Origin of the sequence: Streptomyces thermospinosisporus, from assembly GCF_039526425.1 — a bacterium.
Classification (GTDB): Bacteria; Actinomycetota; Actinomycetes; order Streptomycetales; family Streptomycetaceae; genus Streptomyces; species Streptomyces thermocarboxydovorans.
This window is the reverse complement of record NZ_BAAAIZ010000025.1, coordinates 53,701-70,209: the sequence shown is the minus strand read 5'-3', so window position 1 is coordinate 70,209 and position 16,509 is coordinate 53,701. Positions and strand designations below refer to the sequence as shown.

At 72.7% G+C, this 16,509-nt stretch carries 9 protein-coding genes; 3 read left to right on the top strand and 6 right to left on the bottom strand.

Annotated features, from left to right (window positions below):
- Nucleotides 1-28 precede the first annotated feature (28 nt).
- On the bottom strand, nucleotides 29-1,234 hold the full coding sequence (locus ABD207_RS10630) for a S8 family peptidase (protein WP_344011923.1): 1,206 nt from the start codon (nucleotides 1,232-1,234) through the stop codon (nucleotides 29-31).
- 330 nt (nucleotides 1,235-1,564) lie between these two features.
- On the opposite strand from ABD207_RS10630, the gene ABD207_RS10625 reads away from it, so the two are divergent.
- Nucleotides 1,565-4,183 carry a glycosyltransferase family 1 protein gene (locus ABD207_RS10625; protein ID WP_344011921.1) on the top strand — a complete coding sequence of 873 codons (2,619 nt, stop codon included), beginning with the start codon at nucleotides 1,565-1,567 and terminating at the stop codon, nucleotides 4,181-4,183.
- A gap of 213 nt (nucleotides 4,184-4,396) precedes the next feature.
- Here ABD207_RS10625 and ABD207_RS10620 read toward each other — a convergent pair whose 3' ends face one another.
- The 5 genes from ABD207_RS10620 to glgX form a co-directional block, all read right to left on the bottom strand.
- Complete coding sequence (locus ABD207_RS10620; RefSeq protein ID WP_344003953.1) at nucleotides 4,397-4,915, bottom strand: DUF1990 domain-containing protein; 519 nt, start codon at nucleotides 4,913-4,915, stop codon at nucleotides 4,397-4,399.
- 87 nt (nucleotides 4,916-5,002) lie between these two features.
- Nucleotides 5,003-7,048, bottom strand: a complete 2,046-nt coding sequence (locus ABD207_RS10615) for a M4 family metallopeptidase (protein ID WP_344011919.1) — start codon at nucleotides 7,046-7,048, stop codon at nucleotides 5,003-5,005.
- Nucleotides 7,049-7,382: 334 nt separating this feature from the next.
- Nucleotides 7,383-9,233, bottom strand: a complete 1,851-nt coding sequence (locus ABD207_RS10610; RefSeq protein WP_344011917.1) for an ABC transporter ATP-binding protein — start codon at nucleotides 9,231-9,233, stop codon at nucleotides 7,383-7,385.
- Nucleotides 9,230-11,116: an ABC transporter ATP-binding protein gene (locus ABD207_RS10605; RefSeq protein WP_425580675.1), complete on the bottom strand. Its 1,887-nt coding sequence runs from the start codon at nucleotides 11,114-11,116 to the stop codon at nucleotides 9,230-9,232. The genes ABD207_RS10610 and ABD207_RS10605 overlap by 4 nt, the downstream gene beginning before the upstream one ends.
- Before the next feature lie 161 nt (nucleotides 11,117-11,277).
- Nucleotides 11,278-13,530: a glycogen debranching protein GlgX gene (gene glgX / locus ABD207_RS10600; protein WP_344011916.1), complete on the bottom strand. Its 2,253-nt coding sequence runs from the start codon at nucleotides 13,528-13,530 to the stop codon at nucleotides 11,278-11,280.
- A 204-nt stretch (nucleotides 13,531-13,734) separates the two neighbouring features.
- Between glgX and ABD207_RS10595 the strand changes: the two genes are divergently transcribed.
- Nucleotides 13,735-14,955, top strand: coding sequence for a L,D-transpeptidase (locus ABD207_RS10595; protein ID WP_344011914.1), 1,221 nt, complete (start codon nucleotides 13,735-13,737; stop codon nucleotides 14,953-14,955).
- 300 nt (nucleotides 14,956-15,255) lie between these two features.
- A complete protein-coding gene (locus ABD207_RS10590; protein WP_344011912.1) occupies nucleotides 15,256-16,437 on the top strand; it encodes a L,D-transpeptidase in 1,182 nt (393 codons plus the stop codon).
- Nucleotides 16,438-16,509 lie beyond the last annotated feature (72 nt).

The window sequence follows — 16,509 nt, the reverse complement described above, 5'->3', positions numbered from 1 at the left end:
GCGGGCGGCCCGGGCGCACCGGACCCGGCTACGAGGGCGGCACCTGCAGCAGCCGGTCGGGCGAGCCGAGCCCGCGGCCCTTCACCTTGCCCCGTGCGGCCTGCTTCACCAGCGCCTTCGCCACCTCGGCCGGGCCTGCCCGCCGGTGGTCGGCGAGGTACAGGGCCGCCGCCCCCGCGGCGTGCGGCGCCGCCATGGAGGTGCCCGAGTAGGTGGCCCGGGCGGTGTCGCCCGCGGCGGAGGCCGAGGTGATCGCCACCCCGGGGGCGAAGAGATCGACGGCCGAACCGGTGTTGGAAAAGGCCGGTTTCTTGTCCCGCCGGTCCGTCGCGCCGACCGTGATCGCCTGCCGCACGCTCGCCGGAGAGTACAGCGCGGCCGGACGGCCGTCGTTGCCCGCGGCGACCGTGTAGGTGACGCCGGAGGCGATGGAGGCACGTACGGCCGCGTTGAGCTGGGCGTTGTAGGTGCCGCCCAGGCTGAGGTTGGCCACGGCCGGCTTCTTCGCGTGCCGGGTCACCCAGTCGATGCCCGCGAGCACCTGCGCGGTGGTGCCCGCGCCGTTGCCGTCCAGGACCCGCACCGAGACGACCCTCGCCTTCTTGGCCACGCCGTGGCTGTGGCCGGCGACGATCCCGGCGACATGGGTGCCGTGGCCGTTGGCGTCCTGGGCGGTCCGGTCGTTCTGCACGAAGTCCCAGCCGTGCACCGCCCGGCCCGCGAGGTCCTTGTGCGAGGTGCGGATGCCGGTGTCGATCACATACACCGTGACGCCCGCCCCCGCGGACTCGGGCCAGGTGTAGCGCCGGTCCAGCGGCAGGCTGCGCTGGTCCACCCGGTCCAGGCCCCAGTTCGGCGGATCGCTCTGGGTGTGCTCCAGCGTCACCCGGCTGTCCTGCACCACCGAGGCCACCCGGGGGTCGGCCGCGAGCCGCCCGGCCGCACCGGCACCGGCCCGGATCGCGAAGCCGTTGAGCACCGTGCCGTAGGTGTGGCTGATTCTCGCCCCGTAGCGCTCGGCCAGCTCCTGTGCCGTCGCCGAGCGGGCGCCCGTCCCCTCCTTCAGCGTCACCAGATAGCTGCCGGTCACCGAGCCCGGTGCGCCGGCGCCGAGTATGCGTCCCTGCTCGGGTGCCGCGTGCGCGGGCAGGGCGGCGGCCGCGACCGCCGCGGCGGTCAGCACCGCCGTGCATCCCCCCACCCGGCGCAGACGCCCCGTTCGCGTCCGTGCCATGGTCCGAGTTCCCCTCCTCGACTCGGGCGTACGGCCCCGGTGAGCGCCCACTTCCGGCATCGCGGGCCGGTACACCGCCAGGGGGGTGTCCGCCGTGCCCCCACCCCCCTCGGACACCTCCGTGGGCAGCGTCTCGCGGCCGGCCGGGTGTCACAAGAACGCCCATGCGGGCGGAATCGGCCATATCCGGATGTGCCTGCCGTAGGCCGTTCAGGGCGAATGGAGGCATGCGGGCCGAGCACCCGGCTAGGGGGGTACTTCCCCCGGTACCGTCGGCAGGGACGGCGCGGCACACACCGCGTCCTTCCAGCGAACGCGCCGAGGTGGAATGTGAAGGCGATCCGTCGATTCACCGTCCGACCCGTTCTCCCCGACCCCCTCCGGCCCTTGAGCGACCTGGCCCGCAATCTGCGCTGGTCCTGGCACGCCGGCACCCGGGACCTGTTCGAGTCCGTCGACCCCGGACGCTGGGCGGCCGCCGGGCGCGACCCGGTGCGGCTGCTGGGCAGCGTGCCCCCCGCCCGCCTCGCCGAACTGGCCGAGGACCGCTCCTTCCTCGACCGCCTCGGCGCGGTCGTGGCCGACCTCGACGCCTACATGACCGGCGACCGCTGGTACCAGGCCCAGACCGACCGGTTGCCCGAGGCGATCGCCTACTTCTCCCCGGAATTCGGCATCACCGCGGCCCTGCCGCAGTACTCCGGCGGCCTCGGCATCCTGGCCGGCGACCACCTCAAGGCCGCCAGCGACCTCGGCGTCCCGCTCATCGGCGTCGGCCTGCTCTACCGGCACGGCTACTTCCGCCAGTCGCTGTCCCGCGACGGCTGGCAGCAGGAGCACTACCCGGTGCTCGACCCGCACGAGCTGCCCCTCGTCCAGCTCGAGGAGCCCGGCGGCACCCCCGCCCAGGTGCCGCTCGCCCTGCCCGGCGGCCGTCTGCTGCACGCCCGGATCTGGGTCGCCCAGGTCGGCCGCGTGCCGCTGCTGCTGCTGGACTCCGACGTCGAGGAGAACGACCTCGGCGAACGCCAGGTGACCGACCGGCTCTACGGCGGCGGCAGCGAGCACCGGCTGCTGCAGGAGATGCTGCTCGGCATAGGAGGGGTCCGGGCGGTGCGCACCTACTGCCGGCTCACCGGGCACCCCGAACCGGAGGTGTTCCACACCAACGAGGGCCACGCCGGCTTCCTCGGTCTGGAACGCATCGCCGAACTGCGCGCCCAGGGGCTGGACTTCGACTCCGCGCTGGAGGCGGTCCGGGCGGGCACCGTGTTCACCACCCACACCCCCGTGCCGGCCGGCATCGACCGCTTCGACCGCGAGCTGGTCGCCCGGCACTTCGGCCCGGGCGCCGAACTGCCCCACATGGAGGTCGACCGCATCCTCCGGCTGGGCATGGAGACCTACCCGGGCGGCGAGCCCAACCTGTTCAACATGGCGGTGATGGGCCTGCGCCTGGCCCAGCGCGCCAACGGCGTCTCCCTGCTGCACGGCCAGGTCAGCCGGGAGATGTTCGCCGGGCTCTGGCCGGGCTTCGACCCGGAGGAGGTGCCCATCACCTCCGTCACCAACGGGGTGCACGCGGCCACCTGGATGGCGCCCGAGGTGTTCCGGCTCTGCGCCCGGCAGATCGGCCCCGAGCGCGCCGAGGAGGCGCTGAGCCTCGGCGACTCCGACCGCTGGGACTCCGTCGCCGACATCCCCGACCAGGACATCTGGGATCTGCGCCGCAACCTGCGCGAGCTGCTGGTGATGGAGGTGCGCGAGCGGCTGAGGGCCTCCTGGCGGCAGCGCGGCGCGCACAGCGCCGAGCTGGGCTGGATCGACCGCGTCCTCGACCCGGACGTGCTGACCATCGGCTTCGCGCGGCGCGTGCCGTCGTACAAGCGGCTGACGCTGATGCTGCGCGACAAGGACCGGCTGATGGACCTGCTGCTGCACCCGGAGCGGCCGGTGCAGATCGTGGTCGCGGGCAAGGCGCACCCGGCCGACGACAGCGGCAAGCGGCTGATCCAGGAGCTGGTCCGCTTCGCCGACGACCCGCGGGTGCGCCACCGCATCGTCTTCCTGCCCGACTACGGCATGGCGATGGCGCAGAAGCTGTACCCCGGCTGCGACATCTGGCTCAACAACCCGCTGCGCCCGCTGGAGGCGTGCGGCACCAGCGGGATGAAGGCCGCGCTCAACGGATGCCTCAACCTGTCCGTGCTGGACGGCTGGTGGGACGAGTGGTACCAGCCCGACTTCGGCTGGGCCATCCCCACGGCCGACGGCGCCGGCACCGACCCCGACCGGCGCGACGACATAGAGTCGGCGGCGCTGTACGACCTGCTGGAGCAGCGGATCACGCCCCGCTTCTACGAGCGCGGGGAGAGCGGGCTGCCCGACCGGTGGATCGAGATGGTGCGCCGGACGCTGAGCCTGCTCGGGCCCAAGGTGCTGGCGGGCCGCATGGTCCGCGAGTACGTGGAGCGGCTGTACGCGCCGGCCGCGCGCGCCCACCGCGCCATGGACCCCGACTCGGCGCGGGAGCTGGCCGAGTGGAAGGCGCGGGTGCGCTCCGCCTGGCACGGCGTGACCGTCGACCATGTGGAGACCTCGGCGACCCCGGCCACCGCGGAACTGGGCTCCACCCTGGCGCTGCGGGTGCGGGTCGGGCTCGGCGCGCTCGGCCCGGACGACGTGGAGGTCCAGGCGGTGGCCGGCCGGGTGGACGAGGAGGACCGCATCACCGACGGCACCCCCGTGCCGCTGAAGCCCGCGGGCGCCCCCGACCAGGACGGCCGCTGGGTCTACGAGGGCCCGCTCACGCTGGACCGCACCGGCCCCTTCGGCTACACGGTGCGCATCCTGCCCTCCCATCCTCTCCTCGCCTCCGGAGCGGAGCTGGGCCTGGTGGCGGTCCCGGCGGAGGACGTCACGGACGGCGGGGGACTGCTGATGCGGTGAGCGGGGGTGCCGGGGAACGAGGTTGCCGGCCGGTCCCGGGGGCTCAGTCCTCGAGGCCGGCGGTGCGCATCCTGCCCTCCCATCCTCTCCTCGCCTCCGGAGCGGAGCTGGGCCTGGTGGCGGTCCCGGCGGAGGACGTCACGGACGGCGGGGGACTGCTGATGCGGTGAGCGGGGGCGCCGGGGAACGAGGTTGCCGGCCGGTCCCGGGGGCTCAGTCCTCGAGGCCGGCGGTGGCCAGGCGGCGGAGGGTCTTGCCGCAGCGGCGGGCGTAGGCGGTCTGGAAGGCGCGGGTGGCCGGGCCGCCCGCGCGGGTGTACCAGCGGGCCGGCCTGCTGAACGCCTCGACGGTCAGCCAGACCGTGCCGTCGCCCGTGCGGTCCACCACGAACGACTCCTCCCCGCTCTCCGGGTGACCGGCCAGCGTGCCGTACGCCCAGCCCGCCTTCCGGTGCTCCTCCAGCGTCCAGACGACCCGGCAGGGCGCCTTCACCACACCGGCGAGAGTGATCGTGACGTCGACACCGGGCGCGGCGCGGTCGGCGGCGGCGTCCACCCCCACGCCCAGTTCCCGGTGGAGTTCCCAGGTGAGCAGTGCCTCGGTGGCCCGGCGGAACACCTCCTCGCCCTCACCGAGCCGGGTGCGGACGTGCATCGGGTGGAAGCCCGGCGGGCAGAACCCCGCTTCCCGGGTCGCGCCGACGTGGTCGTAGGTGAAGTCCGCAACAGACATGCGACCCAAGCCTAGAGCGGTGCCCCCGCCCTGGAGGAAGGCGGGGGCACGGCTACCGGCCATGAGACCCGTGATCGGGCTCCCGATTTACGGGAAGGTGAGCTTCCAGCTGTCGATGTAGCCGGTGTCGCGGGACCAGTTGTCCTGCACCCGCAGCTGCCAGACGCCGTTGGCGGTCTCGGAGGAGGCGTTCACCGTGTAGGTGGTGTCGATGTCGTCCGAGCTGCCGCCGGTGCCGTAGTCCTTCAGCGTGTACACCGTGCCGCTGGGGCCGACCAGCTGCACCCGGAGGTCACCGATGTAGGTGTGCACGATCTTCACGGCCACCTGGAGGTTGGACGGGGCGTTGCCCGACCGGCCGGAGACGGTGATCGGGGAGGAGACGGCGGCGCCCCGGTCCGGGATCGCCACGTCGCCGGTGTTCTCGAACGAGGTGCCGCCACCGCCGCCGTCACCGGGGCGGGAGCCCACGTTGACGCCGGCCCAGGCGTGGGCCACGGCCTTGTACTCGGCACTGTCCGTGCCGTACAGCTCACCGGCCGCCGCGAGGGTGCCGGTGCGGGCGCCCGCGTAGTTGGTGGTCGAGGTGAACTTGGTGGTCAGCGCGCGGAACCAGATCTTCTCCGCCTTGGCGCGGCCGATGCCGGTGACCGGCAGGCCGTCCGAGGTGGGCGAGTCGTAGGTGACACCGTTGATGGTCTTGGTGCCGCTGCCCTCGCTCAGCAGGTAGAAGAAGTGGTTGGCCGGCCCGGACGAGTAGTGCACGTCGATGCTGCCGATGCCGGAGTACCAGTAGTCCTTGGACCGGCCGTCCTTGCTCGGCTTGTCCATGTAGCGCAGCGGCGTGCCGTCGCCGTTGATGTCGATCTCCTCGCCGATGAGGTAGTCACCGACGTCGGAGGAGTTGTCGGCGTAGAACTCGACCGTGGAGCCGAAGATGTCGCTGGTCGCCTCGTTGAGGCCGCCCGACTCGCCGCTGTAGATCAGGCGCGCGGTGACCGAGGTCAGACCGTGCGTCATCTCGTGCCCGGCCACGTCGATCGAGGTGAGCGGGTTGACGTTGCCGGAGCCGTCGCCGTAGGTCATGCAGAAGCAGCTGTCCGACCAGAAGGCGTTGACGTAGTTGTTGCCGTAGTGGACGCGCGAGTAGGCGCCGGCGCCGTCGCCGCGGATGCCGCTGCGCCCGTGCACGTTCTTGTAGTAGTCCCAGGTCAGCGCCGCCCCGTAGTGGGCGTCGGCGCCGGCCGACTCCGCGTTGGAGGGGGTGCCGTCGCCCCAGACGTCGTCCGGGCCGGAGAACAGGGTCCCGGTGCCGGAGGTGCCGCGGTTGAGGTTGTAGGTCCTGTGGTTGCCGCGCGCCCCGTCGGTGAGGTTGTACGTCGAGCCCGACTGGGTGGTGGTCAGGTTCACGGTGCCGCTGTAGACGGTGTGGCCGGTGCCGGTCTGCACGGCCTGCCACTCGTGCAGCTTCTCGCCGGTGGTGGCGTCCGTGACGACGTGCAGCTCCTGCGGGGTGCCGTCGTGCTGGAGTCCGCCGACGACCGTCTCGTAGGCCACGACCGGCTTGCCGTCGGCCGCCCAGATCACCTTGCGCGGGGCGCGGTCGGCCTCGGCGCCCTCGGCGTCACCGGCCTTGGCGGCGGACAGGGCCTGCTGCTCGGCCTTGGCGGCCGGCACCTTGGCGGCGGTGGTGGCGGGCTTGAGCGCGGCGCGGGTGGCCTTGACGACCTTGTCCGCCTCGCCGGCCTTGTCGCCCTGGACGATCAGGTCGCCGCCGAGGACGGGCAGCCCGTCGTAGGTGCGCTCGTAGCGGACGTGCACGGTGCCGTCGCGGTCCTTGAGGACGTCACGGACGACGAGCTTCTCCTTGGCGCCGAGACCGAGGTCCTTCGCGGTCTCGGCCCTGGTCGCGTTGGCCTCGCGGATCAGTTCGGCACGCTGGGCGGGGGTGAGCCGGACCGGCTCGGCGCCGGGCTTCGCGGCGCTCGCGGCCGAGGGTGCCTCGGGTGCGGCGGTGGCGCTGCCGGACTGCACCGCCGTGGCGATCAGCGCGGCGACCCCGGCCAGGGCGACCGCGGCGGCGCGGCGGTGGGTGGTGTGGGGGGTGCGTCTGTGGGAGGACCTGCTTCTCAACACTGACTCCTTCTGCACGACCGCGGATCACGCGGCCTGGGGAGACCGGCCGGCGAATGAGCCGTCCGGGCAGAACAAGGCGGTTCCGTGGAACCACGTGCTGCTGTGCGGGAGCTCTGGCGGCGGCACGGCGCGGTGCGGACTTCACGCTGTGGGGTTGCTGTGCAGCGGCCGTGGGCAGAGTGACAGGCGATCAGGTGCTTTGTCAGGAGCGCGTCAGAAGATTGGCCGGAAACGGTCCGTTGTCCGGGAATGCGCGTTCGCTATGCGGACCGGCGCCGGCGTCTTCAGTGAGCGGCCGGACGCCGGTCACCCCTCGCTCCCGTCCCCGCCCTCACGCCAGGCTGTCCCGCCAGGCCCGGTGCAGGTCGGCGAAGCGGCCCGTGCCCGCGATCAGGTCGGCCGGGGTGCCGTCCTCCACGGTGCGGCCGTGCTCCATCACCAGCACCCGGTCGGCGATCTCCACCGTCGACAGGCGGTGCGCGATGACCACCGCCGTGCGGCCCTTGAGCACCGTGGCCATCGCCCGCTGCACCGCCCGCTCCCCGGGGATGTCCAGCGAGCTGGTCGCCTCGTCCAGGATCAGCACCGCCGGGTCGGCGAGCAACGCCCGTGCGAAGGAGACCAGTTGGCGCTGGCCGGCCGAGATGCGGCCGCCCCGCTTGCGCACATCGGTGTCGTAGCCGTCGGGCAGGGCGGCGATGAAGTCGTGCGCGCCGATCTCCTTCGCGGCCCGTTCGATCTGCTCCCGCGTGGCGTCCGGGCGGCCGAGGGCGATGTTCTCGGCGACCGTGCCGGAGAACAGGAACGCCTCCTGCGTCACCATCACCACCCCGCGCCGCAGTACCGGCATGGCCAGATCGCGCAGATCGACGCCGTCCAGCAGCACCCGCCCCTCGGTCGGGTCGTAGAACCGGGCGAGCAGCTTGGCCAGCGTCGACTTGCCCGCGCCGGTGGAGCCGACCACGGCGACGGTCTGCCCGGCCTCCAGGGTCAGATCGAAGCGGGGCAGCACCTCACCGCCCGTGCGGTAGGCGAACCGCACCGAGTCGAAGACGACCTTCCGCCCCGGCTCCCCGGACCGCCGCGGCGGCAGCTCTCGGGGCGCCGTCGGCTCGGGCACGCCCGGTGTCTGGGCCAGCAGCCCGGCGATCTTCTCCAGCGAGGCCGCCGCCGACTGGTAGGAGTTGAGGAACATGCCGAGCCGGTCGATCGGGTCGTACAGCCGGCGCAGATACAGCACCGCCGCCGCCAGCAGACCCAGTGCCAGCGACCCGGTGGCGACCCGGTAGGCACCCCACAGCACGACCAGCGCCACCGTGGTGTTCGCGATGACCCGGGAGCCGACGACATAGCGGGCCATCTCCAGCAGCGCGTCGCCGTTGGAGCGTTCGTGCCGCTGGTTCAGCACCCGGAAGCCGGCGTCGTTGGCGGCCTCCCGGCGGAAGGCGCGCACCGGGCGGATGCCGTTCATCGTCTCCACGAACTTCACGATCACCGCGGCCATCGCCGTGGACCGCCTGCGGTACACCCGCCGCGCCCGCCGCTGGTAGGAGCGCACCATCGCGTACAGCGGGAGGAACGAGGCCACGGCGACGGCGCCGAGACCGAGGTCCAGCCACAGCAGCAGCACCGAGATGTACACGCAGGACAGCACGACCGTCACCAGCTCCTGCAGGCCCTCCTCCAGCAGCTCGCGCAGCGCCTCCACATCGGTGGTGGAGCGGGAGATGAGCCGCCCCGAGGTGTACCGCTCGTGGAAGTCGACGCTCAGCGCCTGCGCATGCCGGAAGATGCGCCCGCGCAGATCCAGCAGCACGTCCTGGCTGACCCGCGCGGAGGCGGTGATGAACGCGTACTGCAGCGCCCCGGCCGCCGACGCGCAGAGCAGGAAGCCCACGGCGACCGCGAGCAGCGGCCCGTCGTCGCCGGCCCGGAACGCCGGCACCGCGTGGTCGATGGCGTACGCCACCAGCAGCGGGCCCGCCTGCACCGCCGCCTGCTGGAGCAGCAGCAGGACCGCCGTGAGCGTCACCCGGCCGCGCAGCGGCGTCAGCAGCGACCGCAGCAGGGCGCCGGTGGCACCCGGGGGAGACGGCAGCACGTCCCGGTCGAACGGGTCGCCCGAGGGGGACGGTTCGTTGCCCTCCTGGTCCGGGGCGGCTGCGGTGGTGGCCACCGTCATCGCTGGGCCTCCCTCTCCCCCGCCGGGTCGGCGGCCATCAGATGCGCGTACTCCGGGTTGCCGTGCAGCAGTTCGTGATGGGTGCCCACGGCGGTGATCCGGCCGCCGGACAGCAGCGCCACGCGGTCGGCCAGCAGCACGGTCGACGGGCGGTGGGCGACGATCAGGGCGGTGGTGTCGGCGAGCACCCGGCGCAGGGCGGCCTCCACCGCGGCCTCGGTGTGCACGTCCAGCGCGGACAGCGGGTCGTCCAGCACCAGGAAGTCCGGCCGCCCGACCACCGCGCGGGCCAGGGCGAGCCGCTGCCGCTGCCCGCCGGAGAGGCTGAGCCCCTGCTCGCCCACCTGGGTGTCCACCCCGTCCGGCAGCCCGTACACGAAGCCGGCCTGCGCCACGCCGAGCGCCCGCTCCAGCTCCTCCTGCGGGGCGCCCATCAGCACGTTCTCCTTCACCGTGGCGGAGAACAGCGTCGGGTCCTCGAAGGCGACGGCGACCTTCGACCGCAGCTCCTCCCGCGGCATCCCGGCGATGTCCACCCCGTCCAGCGTGATCCGCCCGGAGGTGACGTCGTAGAGCCGGGGCACCAGCGCGGTGAGCGTCGTCTTGCCGCTGCCGGTGGCGCCGACCAGGGCGAGCGACTCGCCGGGACGGATGTGCAGGTCCACGCGGTCCAGCACGGGAGGGGAGTCCGGGGGAGCGTCCGGGTAGCGGAAGGTGACGTTCTCGAAGCGGAGGCCGGAGGGGGCGGGCGCACCCGTCCGGCGCGGAGTCCCGAGGGCCTTGGAAGAAGCCTGCGCCCGAGGTGCCTCGGTCACCCCCGGCTCCGGCCGGGCGTCCATCACCTCGAAGTAGCGCTCGGTCGCCGTGCCCGCCTCCTGGCTCATCGCCAGCAGGAACCCGATCGAGTCGACGGGCCAGCGCAGCGCCAGCGCCGTGGACAGGAACGCCACCAGCGTCCCCGCCGACAGCTGCCCGTCCGCCACCCGCACGCACCCGAGGACCAGCGCCGCCCCGATCGCCACCTCCGGCAGGGTGACGATGACGCCGAGGATCGTCGCCAGCAGCCGCGCCTTGCGCAGCTCCATGCCGCGCAGCCGGCCCGACAGCTCCCGGAAGACCCGCGCCTGGCTCCGGTGCCGCCCGAAGCCCTTGATGACGCGGATGCCGAGCACGCTCTCCTCGACCACCGTGGTCAGGTCGCCCACCTGGTCCTGCGCCGCCCGCGAGGCCTGCGCGTACTTCTTCTCGAAGACCACGCAGGTGACCAGCACCGGCACCGCGGGCACCAGGACCACCAGCCCCAGCGCCCGGTCCTGCACCAGCATGATGACCACGCCGACGACGATCGTCACCCCGTTGACCAGCAGGAACGTCAGCGGGAAGGCGAGGAACATGCGCAGCAGCATCAGATCCGTGGTGGCCCGCGACAGCAGCTGCCCGGACGGCCAGCGGTCGTGGAAGGCCACCGGCAGCCGCTGCAGATGCCGGTAGAGGTCCGCCCGCATCTCCGCCTCGACGTGCGACAGCGGCCGCGCCACCAGCCACCGCCGGAAGCCGAACAGCAGGGCCTCCGCGAGCCCGAGCAGCAGCAGATACAGCGCTCCCAGCCACACCCCCGCCGGGTCCCGGCCGGCGATCGGCCCGTCCACCATCCACTTCAGGACGAGCGGGATCACCAGCCCGATGCAGGACGCGACGATCGCGACGAACGCCGCGGCGAACAGCCGCACGCGCACGGGCCGGACGTACGGCCACAGGCGCAGCAGGGTGCGCACGGTGGAGCGTTCCCGCGCTGCCCCGGACTTGCCGTCCGCGGCATCAGTACTGGCTTCGGGGCCGGCCTGGTCTTCGGCTCCGGCGGAGGAGGGTGTCGTGGTGGCCATCAGCAGCGAGATTACGGAACGCCACTGACAGTTCCCACCGAGTTTTGGCCCGGTCGGGTTCGGTCTCCGGTCCTAGGACCCGGGCCTGCCCGGGGCCGGCTCCCTGCTGCCCGACCGGGCATCAGCAAGCGGGGCACGGGCCCGCGTTGACGGCGCGTGGCTCAGGGCCGCACCCGCAGCAGCAGTACCGTCCGCCCCGGCACCGTGATGTCCGTGCCCCCGGCGTGCAGGGTGCCCGGTGCGTCCGCCTGCTCCTCCCGCCCCGTGTCGACGACGACCTCGTACCGCTCCGCCCACGGCGGTCCCGGCAGGCGGAACGCCACCGGGTGCTCCCCGGCGTGGAGCACGGCGAGGAAGCTGTCGTCGCTGATGCGGGCCCCGTGCTCGTCGCGTCCGGGGATGTCGCGGCCGGAGAGGTACATGCCGAGCGTGGCGGCGGGCGCGAACCAGTCGTGCTCGGTCATCTCGGTGCCCTGCGGGGTGAACCAGGCCAGGTCGCGCAGCCCGTCCGCGGAGTGCGCACGGCCGGAGAAGAAGGCCCGGCGGCGCAGCACCGGATGCCGGTGGCGCAGCGCGATCAGCCGGCAGGTCAGGTCGGACAGGTTCCGCCAGGCGGGCTCCTGAAGCAGGCTCCAGTCCACCCAGCCCAGCTCGTTGTCCTGGCAGTAGGCGTTGTTGTTGCCGCGCTGGGTGCGGCCCATCTCGTCGCCGGCCACCAGCATCGGCACGCCCGTCGACAGCAGCAGCGTGGTGAGCAGATTGCGCAGCTGGCGGCGGCGCAGTGCCAGGATGTCCGCGTCGTCGGTCTCGCCCTCCGCGCCGCAGTTCCAGGAGCGGTTGTCGTCCGTGCCGTCCCGGTTGCCCTCGCCGTTGGCCTCGTTGTGCTTGCGCTCGTAGGAGACCAGGTCGCGCAGGGTGAAGCCGTCGTGCGCGGTGACGAAGTTGACCGAGGCCCAGGGGCGCCGCCCGCCCCAGGCGTACAGGTCGCTGGAGCCGGAGAGCCGGTAGCCCATCTCCCGCACATCGGGCAGGGCGTGCCGCCAGAAGTCCCGTACGGCGTCGCGGTAGCGGTCGTTCCACTCGGTCCACAGCGGCGGGAAGGCGCCCACCTGGTAGCCGCCGGAGCCGATGTCCCACGGCTCGGCGATGAGCTTCACCCGGCGCAGCACCGGGTCCTGGGCGATCACCGCGAGGAACGGGGAGAGCATGTCGACGTCGTGCATCGAGCGGGCCAGCGCCGCCGCCAGGTCGAAGCGGAAGCCGTCGACGCCCATCTCGGTCACCCAGTAGCGCAGCGAGTCGGTGATCAGGCGCAGCACCTGGGGCTGGACGACGTGCAGGGTGTTGCCGCAGCCGGTGTAGTCGGCGTAGCGGCGGGCGTCGGGCTGCAGCCGGTAGTAGCCGCGGTTGTCGATGCCCTTCAGCGACAGCGTGGGCCCGAGCTCGTCGGCCTCGGCGGTGTGGTTGTAGACCACGTCGAGGATGACCTCGATCCCGGCCGCGTGCAGGGCGCGCACCATCCGCTTGAACTCGCCGACCTGCTGGCCCCGGGTGCCCGTGGCCGCGTAGGCGGCGTGCGGGGCGAAGTAGCCGATGGAGTTGTAGCCCCAGTAGTTGCGCAGGCCGCGGCGGAGCAGATGGTCCTCGTGGGCGAACTGGTGCACCGGCAGCAGCTCCACCGCCGTCACCCCGAGGCGCACCAGATGCTCGATCGCCGCCGGGTGCGCCAGGCCCGCGTAGGTGCCGCGCAGCTCGGGCGGTATGCCGGGGTGCCGCTGGGTGAAGCCCTTGACGTGCAGCTCGTAGATCACCGAGTCCGCCCACGGCGTCTTCGGCCGGTGGTCGTCGGACCAGTCGTCGTCATCGTGGACGACCACGCCCTTCGGCACGAACGGCGCGGAGTCCCGGTCGTCGCGCACGGTGTCCGCGACATGCTGCTCCGGCCAGTCGCGGACGTGCCCGTACACCTCCGCCGGCAGCGTGAAGTCGCCGTCCACCGCGCGGGCGTAGGGATCCAGCAGCAGCTTCGCCGGATTCCAGCGGGCGCCGGTCCACGGGTCCCAGCGGCCGTGCACCCGGTAGCCGTAGCGCTGCCCGGGCATCACACCCGGCACGAAGCCGTGCCAGATCTCATGGGTCAGCTCGGTCAGCGGGGCCCGGCTCTCCCTGCCCTGCTCGTCGAAGAGACACAGCTCCACCCCCTCCGCCCCGCCCGCCCACAGCGCGAAGTTGGTCCCCGCCACCCCGTCCGCGCCCACCCGGAACCGGGCGCCCAGCGGTGTCGGCCGGCCCGGCCGCACGGGTATCACGGGCAAGGGGGCGCCCGGTCGCGCGCCGTTCACGGCGGCGGCCGGGCGCCCCTCCCCGGTGGCCCGCTCTCCGGCCACCGCCTCCTGCTCGGCTGCGCTGGACACCTGTCAGCCTCCCGCGGCTCGTGGAACGACGGGGGACAGGGGAGCGGCCATGGTGCCGGCTCCGCCGCGGCTCACCCTGCGCGTCGTTCTCCCCACTGTTCTGCCCATCGCGTGCCTCGCACTCACGTTTCCCTCCGGGGCGGCCTGGTCGCTTCGGGGGAACGGCGACGTTTCCCGGGGACGAGGCCCGTCGTTGTGCATCGCGTGAGGCACGTACAAGGGCGCGCACGGCGCGCGTGGGCCGCGCTGGCCGCCGTAGTGACATGGGCAGGACTGCTCGCCGGGGCCGTCGGCTGCGGCCCGGACGGCCCGGTCGGCGGGGCGTTCGGGCCACCGGCCGCCGAGGACGTCATCCGGGTGACACCCGGGGACGGCGACAAGGACGTACGCCCCGGCGACCGGCTGCGGGTGTGGGTGCCCGACGGGCGGCTGGAGTCGGTGAAGGCCGTCAAGTCGCAGGGCGCGCGGCAGACGCCGGTGCCCGGCCGGGTCTCCGCCGACGGGCTGACCTGGACGCCCGACGAGAAGCGGCTGGCGCTGGCCGCCAAGTACACGATCGACGCGGTCGCCGTGGACGGCTCCGGACGCCGCTCCGCCCGCCACACCACGTTCACCACGCACGTCCCCGAGAAGCGCTTCATCGGCTATGTCGCCCCCGACGACCGCTCCACCGTCGGCACCGGGATGATCGTCTCCCTGGAGTTCAACCGCGCCATCAGGAACCGCGCCGCCGTCGAACGCGCCGTCCGGGTCCGCTCCGTACCGGCGGTCGAGATCCGACCGCACTGGTTCGGCGCCTCCCGCCTCGACTTCCGCCCCGAGCACTACTGGAAGCCCGGCACCAAGGTGTCCGTCGAGCTGCGCCTGCGGGACGTCGAGGCGGCGCCCGGCGTCTACGGCCTGCAGCACCGCACCTTCACCTTCACCGTCGGCCGCAGCCAGATGTCGGTGGTCGACGCCTCACGCCACACCATGAAGGTCCACCGCGACGGCGAGCTGCTCGCCACCGTGCCGATCACCGCCGGGGCCGAGAAGACGCCCACGTACAACGGCAAGATGGTGATCACCGAGATGCTCGAGGTCACCCGCATGAACAGCCGCACGGTCGGCTTCGGCGGCGAGTACGACATCCCCGACGTCCCGCACGCCGTCCGGCTGACCGACTCCGGCACCTTCCTGCACGGCAACTACTGGGCCGACACCGACGTCTTCGGCGAGGAGAACGTCAGCCACGGCTGCATCGGGCTGCGTGACGACAAGGGCGGCAACCCCGAGGCCCCGGGCGGCTGGTTCTTCGACCGCAGCCTGGTCGGCGACGTCGTCGAGGTGATCAACAGCAAGGACAAGTCCGTCGCCCCCGACAACGGCCTCGGCGGCTGGAACATGAGCTGGCAGGAGTGGAAGGCGGGCAGCGCCGTGAAGTGATCCCCGGGCGCCGCACCAGCCCCCGCGGATCTTGAAGGTGCGGCGCCCGTCCCGTGGACGGCGGGCGGCCGGTCCGCCGCGGCGGGGACGGTTGAAGTTGGGACTGAATGGTGACATTGACGCCCGGTTCAACGCCCCTGGCCTGCGGTTAGGATGCGCCGGTGCGCGTGCGGTACGCGCGGGGGCGCGGGTCCGGCCGGGCCCGCCGAGGGGAGTGGCAAGTTGAACGTGGGGCCGATATCGGGGGCGTCGGTGGGGGCGCGGGGACGCGGCGGCACACGGCGGCGTGCGGGCACCAGGATGGCGGCGCTGGCACTCGGTGTGACGCTGGCGGCCACCGCCTGCGGCGGCGGGGGCACGAACGCCGGCTCGGGTGACGGCAAGGCCAAGGGCAAGGACTCCACCGCCGCGCAGAGCAAGCAGTCCGAGGCGGTCGTCACCATCGCACCCAAGGACGGGGCGAAGTCCGTCAGGACCAGCGGCGCGCTGAAGGTGACCGCCGCCAAGGGCAAGCTCACCGAGGTCGTCGTCAAGGACCCGGACGGCGAGAGGATCGAGGGCAGGATATCCGGCGACGGCGCCGCCTGGACGCCGTCCACCCACCTGGCCGCCTCCACCACGTACACGGTGCACGCGGTCGCCAAGGACTCCGAGGGCCGCACCGCGGCCGAGGACTCCACCTTCACCACCCTGACACCGCAGAACACCTTCATCGGCAACTTCACCCCCGAGGACGGGTCGAAGGTCGGTGTCGGGATGCCGTTCTCCGTCCGCTTCACCCGGGGCATCACCGACCCGGACGCCGTCGAGCGGGCCATCCGCATCACCACCGAGCCGGCCGTCGAGGTCGAGGGCCACTGGTTCGGCAACGACCGCCTGGACTTCCGGCCCGAGAAGTACTGGAAGGCCGGCACCAAGGTCAGCGTCCACCTCAACCTGGACGGCGTCGAGGGCCGCCCCGGCGTCTACGGCGAGCAGGACAAGAAGATCTCCTTCACCATCGGCCGCAACCAGGTCTCCGTGGTCGACGCCAAGAAGCTCAAGATGAAGGTCATGCGCGACGGGAAGGTCATCAGGACCATCCCCGTCACCACCGGCGCGCCCGGCTACGAGACCTGGAACGGCCAGATGGTCATCAGCGAGAAGCTGAAGGTCACCCGGATGAACGGCGAGACGGTCGGCTACGGCGGCGAGTACGACATCAAGGACGTCCCGCACGCCATGCGCCTGAGCACCTCCGGCACCTTCATCCACGGCAACTACTGGGGCGGCGACGCCTTCGGCAACCGCAACGCAAGCCACGGCTGCGTCGGCCTGCGCGATGTGCGCGGCGGCTGGGACAAGAAGACCCCGGCGGCCTGGTTCTTCAAGAACTCCATGATCGGCGACGTGGTGATCGTGAAGAACAGCAAGGACAGGACCATCGCCCCGGACAACGGGCTCAACGGCTGGAACATGTCCTGGGAGAAGTGGAAGTCGTAGGTCCGCGCGCGGGACGAGGCGTGACTTCGCGCGCGGGAGGAGGCGTGGCCCCCGCGCGGCACGAGGCGTGAC

Coding starts and splice junctions, on each gene's coding strand:
- ABD207_RS10605 (WP_425580675.1), bottom strand. CDS start 11,116: ATGGCCACCACGACACCCTCCTCCGCCGGAGCCGAAGACCAGGCCGGC.
- ABD207_RS10630 (WP_344011923.1), bottom strand. CDS start 1,234: ATGGCACGGACGCGAACGGGGCGTCTGCGCCGGGTGGGGGGATGCACG.
- ABD207_RS10620 (WP_344003953.1), bottom strand. CDS start 4,915: ATGTCTGTTGCGGACTTCACCTACGACCACGTCGGCGCGACCCGGGAA.
- ABD207_RS10610 (WP_344011917.1), bottom strand. CDS start 9,233: ATGACGGTGGCCACCACCGCAGCCGCCCCGGACCAGGAGGGCAACGAA.
- ABD207_RS10590 (WP_344011912.1), top strand. CDS start 15,256: ATGGCGGCGCTGGCACTCGGTGTGACGCTGGCGGCCACCGCCTGCGGC.